Here is a 14,668-nt window from a genome sequence, read left to right on the forward strand (position 1 = left end):
TCCTTCTAACCTTCGAATGGGAAGGTTTAACGTTCTACAATATTATATACATCCCGGCGGGAAACGTTAAAACGCTTTGCCACCTGGCGAATTGCTTCTTTTTTAGGTATCCCTGTTTCTACAAGGGCTTGTACAGCATCTACATACGATACTGGTTCATCCGAAACAGCACTAGCATCAGACTCTACTGTATCAGCACCACCTACAATGAGGACGAATTCCCCTTTATACGTGAGCTGTTCCAAATCATTTACAAGGCTCTCTAAATCGGTGCGCACAAAGGTTTCAAACTTCTTTGTCAATTCTCTTGCCACCGTGATAGATCGATTGCCAAAGGCTTCATACATATCTTGTAAGACCTCTTGCAAACGATGAGGTGCTTCATAAAACATCAAGGTTCCCGTTACTTGTGAAAGTCGCTGTAGTTCTTCAACCCGATGTTTGCCCCGTTTGGGTAAGAATCCGGCAAAGGCAAAGGATTTAGTATCTAAGCCTGATGCAATAAGCGCTGTTAATGCCGCATTAGCACCTGGCAGTGGTACCACCGTTATACCTGCTTCAATCGCTTTTATTACTAGGTCAGCCCCTGGATCAGATATAGCCGGCATGCCTGCATCACTAACGCAAGCAATAGACTGTCCTTCTAACAAAAGCTCTATAATATAAGCACCTTTTTCCTCCTTATTATGTTCATGATAAGAAATTAAAGGCTTCTTAATGTCAAAATGTTTTAATAATATGCCTGTATGGCGCGTATCTTCGGCAGCGATAGCATCTACTTCACCTAAGATACGAACTGCCCGATAGGTCATATCTTCTAAATTACCTATTGGTGTAGGCACTAGATATAAGATGCCCCATTCGTTATCGTTCATACCAAGAGGACACCTCCTTTGTGTACACATTAGGCTTCTCATAAACGATTAGTGGTGGCTCTAACACAAGACCAGCCTGACCTTGATAGAGAGCCTCTATTAGTACAAGTTTCGCAGGTTTATCTATCATACCGTGAATAAAGCGAATTCGCTTAGCTTGAAAGTTAGCTATTTCTAGTTCATGCAGCACATATTGTAAACGACTAGCACTATAAATCATCCACAAACGACCTTTACACTTGATAAAGGACTGTACAGCTTTCAAAACTTCTTGTAACGATGTATGTTTATCATGAAGAGCAACCGCTCTTTCATCAGAAGTGGGCTTTGCACCGCTTTCATAATCATAAAAAGGAGGATTTACAATAACACCATCAAAGGGCTTGTCTTGTATATCCCGATACGACATATGACGATAATCGCCACATAACATCGTTACCACATCTTGTTTATGATTGTATTCAACACTACGTTGAGCCAATTCAATGATAGTCTTATTAATATCAATGCCCGTTATATGGCCCGCTCCTAATGACGTACCAATGAGTGGCATAACACCTGTTCCCGTTCCAAAATCAACATAAGTATGACGACCATTAAAACGACAAAAGTGAATGAGCGCAATAGCGTCAAAGGAAAAGCGAAACATATCAGTACGCTGATAAAGCTGTAAGCCATCTATAATTAAATCATCAAGTCTTTCTTGATCATTCATCAGGCAATGCCACCTCGGACCATTTCAAATCGATGGTGCGACCTGCTTCAAGCTGTACCTTTACAGTATGCTTGTGATGATTTACCTTCAAGACCTTACCAATGCCTTCATCGGTGACGACCTCCTTACCAATACCTGGAGGCGCCACATCTTGAGGGGCTTGAGGGCGTTCCTTCTTCACATATAGGTCGCCACCCTTTTTATACAAATCATCTTCGTAGTTAAGGCAGCACATCAAACGACCACAAACACCAGAAATCTTCGTTGGGTTTAAGCTCAAGTTTTGATCCTTAGCCATGCGAATCGAAACAGGTGTAAAATCACCTAAGAAATTAGAACAGCATAAAGGTCGGCCACAAGCGCCAATACCATTGAGTACCTTAGCCTCATCGCGGACGCCTACTTGGCGCAACTCAATGCGCGTTCTAAATACTGTTGCTAAATCCTTAACTAGCTCACGGAAGTCGATACGACCATCTGCAGTAAAGAAGAATATAATCTTATTCATATCAAATGTGTATTCTACATTGATGAGTTTCATCGGTAATTTACGTTTACCAATTTTCTCGAGACAAATCTCAAAGGCTTTTTCTTCGCGCTCTTTATTCTTCTCAATTTGTTTTAAGTCCTTTGGTGTCGTCTTTCTAATAACTGGCTTAACAGGAGCTACAACAGTATCTTCAAAGACCTCTTTTGGTCCGATCACAACTGTACCGTATTCAACGCCACGTGCTGTTTCAACGATAACCCCATCACCAACGGATAGTTCTAATTGTTCAGGCAGAAAATAATAAATCTTCCCAGCCTTTTTAAAGCGTACGCCAACTATGGTTAGCATTTAGTCCTCCTCCCGAGCATCATGAAGGGCGATACTAAGACCGTCCACCACGAGAGCGGTTTTTATATGTAAACGCAAAGCCCGTTCCGCTTGCAATGTTTCAGTAATGACCTGAGACAATGCTTGCATAGACCAGCGCGGTAATAATCGTAATAATTGAGTTTTGTACATAGGTACTTGTAATTGTCCGTCTTGAGCCCCCATTTTAAGAGCCATCATATCTCTACTTACAAGACGTAACCAATGCATCAATTCTGTTAGACTTTCACGAGGTAAGCTTTCACAAGCTAGAGAAATCATAGAAAACCATCTTGTTTCAAAAGCAAGCATGTCCATTACCTTAACGGCTAACTCTAGCATTTCAATGCGATCTTGAGTAGCCAATTTTTCCACTAACTGTGGATTGCCATGACCGGCTAACAAAGCCTGCTCAATATCACCGGTGATACCACGTGCCACAAGTGCCGTGCGAATCGTATCTACATCAACACTGTTAAAACCAACGCCCATACATCTTGAAACGATGGTCGGCAATACGGTGTTAATTTTATTCGTAATAATGATGAAATACACCTTTTCTGGCGGTTCTTCAATGGTTTTTAACATAGCATTTGCCATGACTGCGTTAGCCGTATGAAAGTCCTCCACAATAACTACGCGATTACCATTCCCGGCCACAGACAGATGGTCTTGTAGTAAGGAATACCACTGTTCCACCTTTAAAGTTGTCTTCATAGGACGAATCCAAAAGGCATCGCCTTTATCCATATAGATAGGCAAACCTTCTGCTTCAATACGTTTTTCAGTCTCACCATTAGCAAGACGTGCTTCTTTAACGTCAGCTAAATACGATTCTCCCTTGGGTTGAGAAAATACTTGACGTCCTAATAATAAGGATGCCAAACCGATTGCCATATCTAGCTTACCAAGACCTGCTTCACCATAAAACAAAAGGCTATGTGGCAATGCATTGCTACTTACAAGTTTCGATAGGTGTGCCTTGATCGAATCTTGACCAATTATAGAATCAAAATATGTCATAGCCCCTCCTATCAATACATGCTCAATATTAATATTATATAAGAAAAAGGCGACTTTTAAAAGAGTCGCCCTATCCTAAGGTAGTAGATTTACTACTGCTTGATATACATCGTTATGAATTTCTTCAATGGTGCGCAATGTATACTGACTGGAATTACCTTTTGTGGCACAAGGAATTCGGTGCCATTGATAGCGTTCTACTAGCTCTTCATAGGCATCGTGAACAGCTACTAAATATTGATGATTTCCTTCGTGAATATCTCCTGTATTACCGCCCGTTTTACCAGTACGCTCAGCCATTAAGGCTTCACTCACTTCGAGAGGCATATCTAAGAGACATACCGCATCAGGTGTGGGCAAAGCAAATTTGTTAAATTCAAAGTCTTCAAGCCAATCCAAAAATGCAGTACGTTCCTTTGGATCATCGTATTTAACCATTTGGTGTACCATATTAGACGTCGTATAGCGATCTGCAATAATGATGCCCCCATTTTTATAGAACTCTTCCCAATCTGTTCTAAAGGATGCAAAGCGATCTATGGCATACATGGAGCTTGCTACATAAGGATTTACATCATGTACATCTTTGCCAAACTCACCAGCTAAATACATTTTGATAGGCATAGCAGCACCACTATCATAGTTTGGAAAGCTCACAGATTTAACGGCATGCCCCTCCTTGATTAAGCGTTCTACTAAAAGTTTAGTTTGTGTAGCCTTACCGCTACCATCTCCGCCTTCTAAGATAATTAAAGTCCCCATAATTACTCCTGTAACACCCAGATTGTTTCCAATGACATATCATCGGCTCCATTCGGCACATACCCTAGAGCCTTCCGATTCTCTATATATTGTAACACAGAGGAGCTAATCTCTTCACCTACCGCTACACAAGGAATCCCTGGTGGATAATAAGCAATAGTCTCTCCTGCAATACGATGCAGTGCATCTCGTAAAGGAACTTGCTCACGATTAGCATACATAGCATTGCGAGGAGTTACACGCACAATAGGTTTAGGTAGCAATGAAGAATCTTTACTAAGATTTTCTGTATTCTCCACCACGTTACTATTAGCTACTTTAGATGTATGTAATATCGTATCACTTATAGCTTGTACGGCTTGAATGAGGAACGTTATAGACTCTTTTGTATCGCCAATAGTAATGAGTACTAACACATGGTGCGCTTGCACTAACTCTACCTCAATACGATATTCGCGCAACATCCGTTCAAACTCAATACCTGTCAGTCCAAGTGCTTTAGCATCAATTAGTACTTTTGTACAATCATAGTTTACTACTCGTTCTTGAATGTCTATATATTCCATAGTAGTAATACCTGAAATCTTATTGAGCTCATGACGCAAATATAGGCTCAATTCTACGGTTCGACTTATTAGCGCCTTACCTTCGGTGGCTAATTGATGACGCGCCATATCTAAGGAGGCAAGGAATATGTAATTGGGACTAGTGCTTTGTAGCATTTGATGCATTTGCGTAATGCGACGCTGATTGATTTTATCCCCTTGGCCTAATAGCCAAGAGGTTTGCGTCAAAGAACCTACCGATTTATGCGTGCTTTGTGCTACTAAGTCTGCACCTGCCGCAATGGCTTCAACAGGTAAATTTTCTGAAAATGGTAAATGAGGTCCGTGCGCTTCATCAACAAGAACAATCATCCCTCGTTTATGCGCTTCTTTTACAATCTTTACAATATCTACACCTACACCATAATAGTTTGGATACACTAAGAGAATCGCCTTAGCCTCTGGATGAGCATCCATGGTTTTAATAGCAGCATCCACTGATACACCTAAAGGGATACCCCACCGATCATCAAATTGGCAATCCATATAAACAGGCTTCGCACCAGATAACACTAATCCACTAATAACGGAACGATGTGCTTCTCGAGGAATGATAATCGTTTCATCAGGACCTACGCTCCCCATAATCATCGCTTCAATTAAAGCGGTTGTGCCATTAATAGAGAACCAGCAATCATCAGCTCCATATAATTCAGCCGTTAGATCTTGAGCCTCTTTTAATTCCCGTTCAGGTTCATGTAAATCATCTAGAGCATACATAACCCCTAAATCATATGGCAGTGCCGGTCCCATCCAGTCTTTTAGTAACTGAGGCGCTTCAACACCAATCTTATGACCAGGTGTATGAAAAGGCACAAAATGTTGTTCCTTATATGATTCTAAAGCCTCTACAAAAGGCATTTTCTCTTGATTGCTCATATATACCTCGTAAAAAAGGCATGAATCTCAATGAGACTCATGCCCTTTTGCATGTTATTTATCGCTGTGGACGACGCTTAGGATTAAACAGATTCATCCCTTTGTCTATGCCCACCTCTAAAGTACCTAATACAGCCTTTACTGTATCTTTGATACCTTTTTGTACTTTCTCTTGTGATTCTTCACTAAATGGTGCTAACACGTGGTCAATGACAGTCCATTGTGGTAATGGACGACCAATACCTACGCGAAAACGCGGAAAATTTTCTGTTCCTATATGGGAGATTAAGGATTTAATCCCATTATGCCCACCAGAACTACCATTTGGTCGAATTCGCAATTTGCCTACCGGTAAATCCATATCATCATAAATACAATACACATCAGATGGATCGATCTTGTAGTATCGCATTAATGGACCTATAGATTCGCCACTTGCATTCATAAATGTTTGAGGCTTTACAAGCAATACCTTTTCACCAGCTACATTAATACTGCACACCTCTGCCTTTTGTTCCTCTCTCCAAGGAGTATGAGAAACACTATCCGCAATGGCATCGATGACCATAAATCCAATATTATGTTTTGTCGCTTCATATTGCTTGCCTGGGTTACCAAGGCCTACTACTAACTTCAAGAATCACCTATTATTTATCAAATAAATTACTTACTGAAACTTCATGAAAGATACGCATAATTGCTTCGCCTAATAATGGAGCTACAGATAGTTGCGTTACATTGTCTAATTTGCAATTTTCTGGTAATGGCATTGTGTTTGTTACGATAAGCTCTTTAATGTTGGAGTTTGCAATGCGTTCACTTGCTGGATCTGTTAATACAGCATGGGTAACAGCAGCCATAACAGATTTAGCACCAAATGCTTCTAATGCTTTAGCACCTTCTACAAGAGAACCTGCTGTATCTACAATATCATCAACGATGATACAGTTTTTGCCTTTTACATCACCGATGAGGTTCATAACTTTAGCTACGCCTGGTTCAGGGCGTTTTTTCTCGATGATTGCAATTGGCGCACCAATGCGGTCAGCCAAATCACGAGCTCTTGTAACACCGCCAAGATCTGGAGATACTACAATAACATCTTCAAGATTTTTTTCATTAATATATTTAGCTAAAATGGATGCACCATATAAATGATCTACAGGCACATCGAAGAAGCCTTGAATTTGACCTGCATGCAAGTCAATTGTTACAAGACGTGTAATACCAGAAGTTTGCATCAAGTTTGCTACTAATTTTGCAGTAATTGGTTCACGACCACGAGTTTTGCGGTCTTGGCGAGCATAACCGTAGTAAGGAACTACAGCTGTAATATGACGAGCAGAAGCACGTTTTAACGCATCAGCCATAACCATTAATTCCATTAAATTATCGTTTACAGGATAGCTAGTTGGTTGAATGATAAATACATCTTTGCCACGTACGCTTTCATCAATCATAATTTGTACTTCGCCATTATTAAAGCGACCTACAAACGCTTCACCTAAAGGCAAACCTAAATAATCACAAATTTCCTTTGCCAATGCAGGATTCGCATTACCTGTGAAAATTTTAAGTTTTTTGCCGTCTTCAAATGCCATTTTGTTACCCTTTCATTTGTTCCTATACTGGTTACTTATCCATAATCATCCATTACAGATACACACTATTGCCTTTTTATTGTATACTATTTTGCCCAAATTGTGTTAAAAAATTATAATATTTTTTTATTTCTTTTTGAAAGTATCGTCTGTTACCCAATTTTCTTTCACAATTTGCTTACTACGGCCCACTGCTAACGCCTTATCTGGTACATTTTTAGTAATAGTAGAACCTGCTCCTACATAACTATAATTACCAACTGTTACAGGAGCTACTAAGTTACTATTACAGCCTACAAAAGCACCATCGCCAATGGTCGTACGATGTTTAACTTTACCATCATAATTTACAGTAATCGTACCACAACCAATATTAACACCAGATCCTACATCACTATCGCCGATATAAGATAGATGTGGGAACTTAGTTCCTTCTCCAACATTAGAATTTTTTACCTCTACGAAGTTACCTACATGAACCTTGTTGCCTAGTACAGTATTTGGACGTAAATGAACATATGGACCAACATCTACACCATCTTTTACTTCGCAGTCATGACCATAAGTGAAGTGGATAATCGTATCGTTACCAACTTTCACATTTGTTAAACGAGTATGTGGACCAATTTCACAACGCTCACCAATTACAGTATCGCCTTCAAGTATTGTACCAGGATGTAAGATTGTATCGGCCCCTACTGTTACCTCTGGAGCTACGTAAGTATTTGCTGGATCGATAATTGTTACACCGGCTGTCATTAATTCAATATTTTTACGGTGTTTTAAAATAGCCTCAGCTTCAGCTAATTGCAAGCGAGAGTTTACACCTAGAGACTCTTCAAAGTCTTTAGTCATATAAGCGCTTACCTTATCGCCACCATTTACAAGAATACCAACTACATCCGTGATATACAATTCACCTTGCGCATTATCATCAGATAGTTGATCTAAGCAAGGCCATAATTTTTTACTATCAAAGGCGTACATACCAGTATTTACTTCTTGAACGGCTAATTCCTCTGGTTTACCATCTTTTTGTTCTACAATACGAACTACGGAACCTGCTTCATTACGAATAATGCGTCCATAACCAGTTGGATCAGGCATATGTGCTGTTAAAATCGTAGCAGCTGCACCAGAGTTTTTATGCTCCTCTAAAAGAGCCTCTAAGCTTTCCTTTGTAACGAGTGGCGTATCACCACACAATAATAAGATTGTACCATCATAATTGCCAAGCACTGGTTGAGCCATTTTTACAGCATGACCAGTACCATTTTGTTCTTCTTGACGAACAAATTCAGCGCGATTACCTAAGTAATTTTGTACTGCATCACCGCCAAAGCCAACGATAACAACATCACGATTAGTACCGATGGATTGAACAGTTTCCAGAACGCGTTCCACCATGGCTTTGCCACCAACCTTGTGCAATACTTTTGGTAACTTAGACTTCATGCGTGTACCCTTACCAGCAGCTAAAATAAGGCTTGCAATATTCATAGTAATCTCCTATCTGTTATCTCTTATATCTAGACCATTTACTCTATTAATCTCATCATATTAGTCAGCAAACTAAAACTCCATATAGAGTTATTATAGCTAACTATAATGGATGTAATATTAATCGTTTATTCTTCATCAAATACTGGCTCTATACTTATTTTCTTTGTATTTTCATCGATGCCATAGAAAGTAAATAATGATTCATAATCATCTATTAACTTTGGATTTGGCTCTGCCGTTGCTACAAGAACACCCGTACCAACTACAATACCACTCATTTCAAGTACAAGTTCTTTAAGACCTTTTGCTGTACCTCCAGCTTTCATAAAGTCATCGATAATTAAGACCCTAGCATTCGGTGGAATAGCACGTTTAGTAAGCGTCATAGTTTGAATACGACCAGAGGAGCCAGTTACATAGTTAATACTAATAGCAGACCCTTCTGTTACTTTACTATCACGACGAGCAATAACGAGAGGTTTATTAAACGCTCTAGCCACCATAACAGCTAAAGGAATACCCTTCGTTTCAACCGTCAAAATATAATCTGGATTGCGGTCCATAAAGCGAGTCATTATGATTTCCCCAAGACGTGTCATTACATGCCAGTCATACAAGATATCAGACATATAAATAAACCCACCAGGGATAATACGATCTGGTTCCATTAAACGAGCTTGCACATCTCGTAGAATATCATTTGCTTGAGTACCCTTCCGATGAGGAATAAAACGTACCCCGCCTGCCACACCAGCCACTGTTTCTAATGTGCCTAGTTGAAAGTGTTCCATAGACTGTCTAACACAGGTTAAATCTTCACTAACTGTAGATTTAGCCATGCCAAAGAAGTCACAAAAATAATTTAAAGGAATCAATTTTTGCGGTGAATCAACTAACAATTTTGTCATTGCCACCATTCGTTCCACACGCCGTACTTTATCCATAGAATTTCCTTTACCATTCATCATATAACTATTGATTGTACTCATTCAATAAAAGTCATGAATCATCTCAAATATATCTTTTATTTATTATACCATAATTTCCGAATATTCGAGGTTATAAAAACACTATAATTCGGCAAAATAAAAAAACTCTCTAGACCTCATATAATACTGTAAAACTAGACCTTATAGTCTATTACAATAATATATGAACTAGAGAGCTTTTATTATAAAACATAAACCTTCACAGTTTGACGACCAAACTGCAATGCTTCAGAACGTGAATCATAGGCTAAATCAATTCTATGACCTTTAATAGCACCACCAACATCGTCAGCTACAGCATAACCATATCCTTCAATGTATAATCTCGTACCTAATGGAATTAATTTTGGATCTACAGATACAATGCCCTTCTTCAAGCGACTACCTGTAGCCGTAAAATTTCCATTTCCAGGATCTTGAGCAGAATAAGCACTAGCCTGCATAGTTAATACTCGAGAGTATTTATTCGGCACACCATCATGACTTAATGCTGTACCATGACCACCATATCGAGTCTCCATCTTTTCTAAAGCATTCATTGTTGCAGGACCAACTCGCCCATCGACAGCGAGTCCCTTCGACTTTTGAAATTTTCGTACGGCCTGTTCTGTGTTATGACCATAAATGCCATCTACAGAATCATGCAAAAAACCTTGATGTTTTAACATTGTTTGGACCTTACTTACATGGTGACCCCGTTGTCCCTTATCAATCGTTTTCGCCAATGATACAGAAGATACCATTGTAGTCATACAAACAAGCGTACATGCAATAATTATTTTTTTAACCATATACACCTCACCTTACATTAAGTAGTATACTATACAGTATTAAATAATCTATAAACAATATTGAGATAGTAATACAAAAAATGCATGTATAATGCACTTTATTAACTACATATATATCATAGAAATCTAAGATACCAATGAAACAAAATCTCCATTATGGACTACTTTATCTAAGTAAAATGTAATTTAACATTAGATGTATGGGAGTCAATAATGGAGACTTTAATAATACTATTTAATTTTAGCAGTTATGATACAAACCAATATGGCACTCTTTACGATTAGCACCAACTATACGTAAGTATATATAACCAATAATTGCAGAAATAATAGAGCCGATTAATACCCCACCTTTAGCCATCTCTTGAGCATGACCTGGATCAAAAGCTAAAACGGAAACAAATATACTCATAGTAAAACCAATACCACATACAATGGATGTACCATATATAAATTTCCAGTTAGCTTCTGCTGGCATAGGTACAATACCTAACTTAATCATTCCAAACATAGCACCAAAGATACCGATTTGTTTCCCTAAAATAAGACCTAGGGCAACGCCTAAAACAACTGGATGTGTTAAATCTGCTACACCAAATCCACCAAGACTTACACCGGCATTAAAGAAAGCAAAAATAGGAACAATAACAAAGCTTACCCAGTTAGATAAATAATGTTCCCAATGTTGCATTGGTCTAACATATTTACGACCAATCTTGCCCCGTTCAGGAATTGTCATCGCCAAGATTACGCCTGCCATTGTAGCATGTAAACCAGAACGAAGAATACAGTACCATAAAATGATACCAAGAATGATATAAGATAAAGATCTAACGTAACCAGACCGATTACAATAAATCAATAACCCCGTTACAACTACAGCACCGAATAAATAGAAAAGATTAAGATGTGCTGCGTAGAATATAGCAATAACAATAATGGCAATTAAATCATCAATAACAGCTAAGGCTGTCAAAAATACTTTCATAGAGTTAGGAACTCTTGAGCCTAATGCAGTTATTACACCTATAGCAAAAGCAATATCTGTCGCAGTAGGAATAGCCCATCCATGAATGTAAACTTCACTAAATCCAGCCATAAGATAGTAAATAATAGCAGGTACTAATACACCAAATAATGCAGCAATACCTGGCATGATACGCTTAGCATTCGTATTAAGTTCACCACTTACCAATTCACGTTTTACTTCTAATCCAACAAAGAGGAAAAAAATCGCCATTAATGCATCATTAACCCACTCCATCGTTGTTAATGGACCTAGTTTTAAATTAACCAGAGACATATATTGTGTTGCCAATGGAGAATTCGCTACGATTAATGCAATAAGTGTAGCTCCTAATAAAACGGCAGTAGCCGAACCAGGAGAACGTAAAAGTACAAATATCCGTTCCATATGATTCCTTCCTAATATAATAAGTTCATTATTTGTTCTTAATAGATCTTATTTTGTAAGCCACAATTAAAACTATAGCACCTAATAAACCAGAAATAATAGATCCTATAAAGATACCAATTTTAGACATTTCTTGAGTTACACCAGGTGGAAATGCCAATGTGGCCACAAATAAGCTCATAGTAAAACCAATACCACAAACAATGGCTGTACCATAAACTTCTGGCCATGTTGTATTAGTAGGCATCTTGATAATTTTAGATTTAACCAAAACGAAAACAGCAGAAAAAATACCAAACTGTTTACCTAAAATAAGACCTAATGAAACACCTAGTACAACAGGATGGAATAGGTGATCTGCTGAAACATCAGCAAAGGATACACCAGCATTTAAGAAACTAAATAAAGGAATAATCAAGAAATTAACCCAGTTCTTCAGTTTATCAGCCCATTTAAGCATAGGATATACTGTTTCACCATCAAGTTTACCTGTTGCAGGAATAGTCATAGCTAAGACAACACCTGCAATGGTTGCATGAACACCAGACTTTAATACAAAGTACCAGAGAGCTGCACCTAATACACCATATAATACAGGTCTAACATATCCTTGTTTGTTAGTATACCACAATGCACCTGTAACGATAGCAGCACCAATCAAGTATGGGAAATCAACACCAGCACCATAAAAGATAGCTATAACAATAATAGCAATTAAATCATCTATAACCGCCAATGCAGAAAGAAATGCTTTCATAGCATGTGATACACGCTTACCGAGCATCATAATTACACCTATGGCAAATGCAATATCAGTAGCTGTTGGAATTCCCCAACCATGAGTATACTCAGGCACAGATCCAGCAATTAAGAAATATACTAAAGCTGGTGTCACAACGCCTGCAAGAGCAGCTAATACTGGTAGTAGTCGTTTTGAATTTGTATTCAGCTCACCAGAAATCATTTCGGATTTAATTGCTAGCCCTACATATAGGAAGAAAAGAGCCATTAATCCATCATTTACCCACTCCAATATATCCATAGGGCCCCAAAACACATGCATTAAGGAGAAATACTGTTCTGCTAGCGGAGAATTTGCTGTAATAACACCAAGAATAGCGGCTAATAAGAGCATAATACCGCCAGATGATTCAGACTGAATAAATGCTTTTATATAATTCATAGTAACTACCACTTTCTCAATCATAAAATAAATACAAATTTTACTACATAAAATTATAACTAATATATATTATTTTATCATTTTAGTTCGAAATAAATCAATAAACTTATGATGAACCTCATTGATTAAGTGTATAAAATATACAATGAATTAATGATTAAATCCTCTAATTAAAGAAATAAAAAATACTACTAGAGGAATAGTTAAACAAATACCTGCTATAGTATTTGTAACTGGATTGGACCAAAGTGGCATAATAAATCCAAGTAATACTAAGGTAGCACAACAGATTGGTGTACGCCAAACATGTTTTATCTCAGCCGATACTTTAGATTCTGTAGCACTAGCTCTGCCAAATTTCTTTTTAATAGTCATAATAATACCAGTCACAATGCCTACAATAAGAACAATATCCCAGATGGCCCATAATATTTTAAGAGCCATCGTATTATGATTATGAATATGGAGATTAATCATTGTAGTCATGCCTGTAAAATACCAGGGGATATTTTTTGTAGAATACATATCCTTAGTAGAATCAGTATATAAATTAGCATAGACTGGTTGGCCCAAGAACATAGCTGGATCATCATCATTTTCAGCACCTAAATAAAATGCATAATGATGATTATTAAATTTAGATGGATAATCTATAGATATAAGCTGACGATCTGGGTATGCTTTCATAATTCGAGAGATAGCTTCAGATGGTTGTAAAATGTCAGATTGACCAATTGAAAGTTCTTGCTTTGCAGTGTATAGTACATCTGCATTATAGCTGTCATTAGCAATAAAAAATCCACCTATCCATACACCTGTAATGCATAATATGAATCCCCATACAGTGGCAACCATAGCAAATTCTCGATGTAATGTACTTAGTTTCATATAGTTAGACAATACAGTAGATTTTGCAAAGCTTTTACGAAATGGACCATATAAAAAAACACCAGAAATAATAGATAACCCACATACTAAAGATAAAATCGTTACAATATAAATTCCTGTTTTACCAAGATCTAATCGAGTATGTAGTTGATGAAGTGTATGTAATACACTTCGAACCCAAGGATGCGCAGGCGTTTCATGATGCGTAGTTATGAGGGACTTTGTTTTAGGGTTATATAATACATAATCCCCTCCCATCCCCATACGCGCTGGAGGCGCTACAGTTGCGGAAGAATCAATAATACGATACCGTAAAATATCTGTAGCCCCCATAGCTGGAGAAATATTTAAAATATCCTTAGACGGATATTTTTCTTTCACTAATAGGGCACCTTCATCAGCATAATTAAAAATAGACATTTCTTGTTGGCTCATCTCCATTGATAACGAGGAGTGATGTGATCCTCCTTGAGCCCATGCATTTAATTCAGTTCTGAACATAAGGATAAGTCCTGTAATACAGAACATTAAGAAAAATAGCACAGAAACTATAGATAACCATTTATGAATTTTATAAATTTTTG

Annotated in this window: 14 protein-coding genes (1 of these 14 only partly in view); all 14 read right to left on the reverse strand. The window is 37.9% G+C overall.

All coding sequences use genetic code 11. From position 1 onward, the window contains the following. Positions 1-26: 26 nt before the first annotated feature. A complete protein-coding gene (gene rsmI, locus VEIT17_RS06070; RefSeq protein ID WP_129822820.1) occupies positions 27-875 on the reverse strand; it encodes a 16S rRNA (cytidine(1402)-2'-O)-methyltransferase in 849 nt (282 codons plus the stop codon). Then, a complete protein-coding gene (locus VEIT17_RS06075) occupies positions 865-1,590 on the reverse strand; it encodes a tRNA1(Val) (adenine(37)-N6)-methyltransferase (protein WP_129822818.1) in 726 nt (241 codons plus the stop codon). Before VEIT17_RS06075 ends, rsmI begins: the two co-directional genes overlap by 11 nt. Continuing rightward, on the reverse strand, positions 1,583-2,428 hold the full coding sequence (locus VEIT17_RS06080) for a PSP1 domain-containing protein (RefSeq protein WP_119209052.1): 846 nt from the start codon (positions 2,426-2,428) through the stop codon (positions 1,583-1,585). The genes VEIT17_RS06075 and VEIT17_RS06080 overlap by 8 nt, the downstream gene beginning before the upstream one ends. Beyond that, positions 2,429-3,469 carry a DNA polymerase III subunit gene (locus VEIT17_RS06085; protein ID WP_119209053.1) on the reverse strand — a complete coding sequence of 347 codons (1,041 nt, stop codon included), beginning with the start codon at positions 3,467-3,469 and terminating at the stop codon, positions 2,429-2,431. It abuts the gene before it with no gap. 75 nt (positions 3,470-3,544) lie between these two features. After that, entirely contained in the window at positions 3,545-4,231 is a 687-nt protein-coding gene (locus VEIT17_RS06090) for a dTMP kinase (RefSeq protein WP_119209054.1), read from the reverse strand. Positions 4,232-4,233: 2 nt separating this feature from the next. After that, positions 4,234-5,715: an aminotransferase class I/II-fold pyridoxal phosphate-dependent enzyme gene (locus VEIT17_RS06095; RefSeq protein ID WP_155086892.1), complete on the reverse strand. Its 1,482-nt coding sequence runs from the start codon at positions 5,713-5,715 to the stop codon at positions 4,234-4,236. A 58-nt stretch (positions 5,716-5,773) separates the two neighbouring features. Further along, complete coding sequence (pth, locus tag VEIT17_RS06100; protein ID WP_155086891.1) at positions 5,774-6,352, reverse strand: aminoacyl-tRNA hydrolase; 579 nt, start codon at positions 6,350-6,352, stop codon at positions 5,774-5,776. A gap of 10 nt (positions 6,353-6,362) precedes the next feature. After that, the gene (locus VEIT17_RS06105) at positions 6,363-7,316 is read right to left on the reverse strand and encodes a ribose-phosphate diphosphokinase (protein ID WP_060924825.1); all 954 of its coding nucleotides are present in this window, start codon (positions 7,314-7,316) and stop codon (positions 6,363-6,365) included. 126 nt (positions 7,317-7,442) lie between these two features. Continuing rightward, a complete protein-coding gene (gene glmU / locus VEIT17_RS06110; protein WP_178885274.1) occupies positions 7,443-8,816 on the reverse strand; it encodes a bifunctional UDP-N-acetylglucosamine diphosphorylase/glucosamine-1-phosphate N-acetyltransferase GlmU in 1,374 nt (457 codons plus the stop codon). A gap of 128 nt (positions 8,817-8,944) precedes the next feature. Continuing rightward, positions 8,945-9,763, reverse strand: a complete 819-nt coding sequence (gene purR, locus VEIT17_RS06115; protein WP_060924833.1) for a pur operon repressor — start codon at positions 9,761-9,763, stop codon at positions 8,945-8,947. Positions 9,764-9,990: 227 nt separating this feature from the next. After that, positions 9,991-10,599 carry a peptidoglycan-binding protein gene (locus VEIT17_RS06120; protein ID WP_119209058.1) on the reverse strand — a complete coding sequence of 203 codons (609 nt, stop codon included), beginning with the start codon at positions 10,597-10,599 and terminating at the stop codon, positions 9,991-9,993. Positions 10,600-10,840: 241 nt separating this feature from the next. Continuing rightward, entirely contained in the window at positions 10,841-12,013 is a 1,173-nt protein-coding gene (gene nhaA, locus VEIT17_RS06125; RefSeq protein WP_119209059.1) for a Na+/H+ antiporter NhaA, read from the reverse strand. Positions 12,014-12,041: 28 nt separating this feature from the next. Next, on the reverse strand, positions 12,042-13,196 hold the full coding sequence (gene nhaA, locus VEIT17_RS06130) for a Na+/H+ antiporter NhaA (RefSeq protein ID WP_119209060.1): 1,155 nt from the start codon (positions 13,194-13,196) through the stop codon (positions 12,042-12,044). Between the two features lie 150 nt (positions 13,197-13,346). Next, positions 13,347-14,668, reverse strand: the 3' portion of a protein-coding gene (locus tag VEIT17_RS06135; protein ID WP_178885277.1) for a PepSY-associated TM helix domain-containing protein. Its footprint extends 4 nt past the window's final position; only the last 1,322 of its 1,326 coding nucleotides appear in the window; its start codon lies off the right edge, out of view — the gene reads right to left on this strand; its stop codon occupies positions 13,347-13,349.

Origin of the sequence: Veillonella nakazawae (genome assembly GCF_013393365.1) — a bacterium.
Taxonomy (GTDB): Bacteria; Bacillota; Negativicutes; order Veillonellales; family Veillonellaceae; genus Veillonella; species Veillonella nakazawae.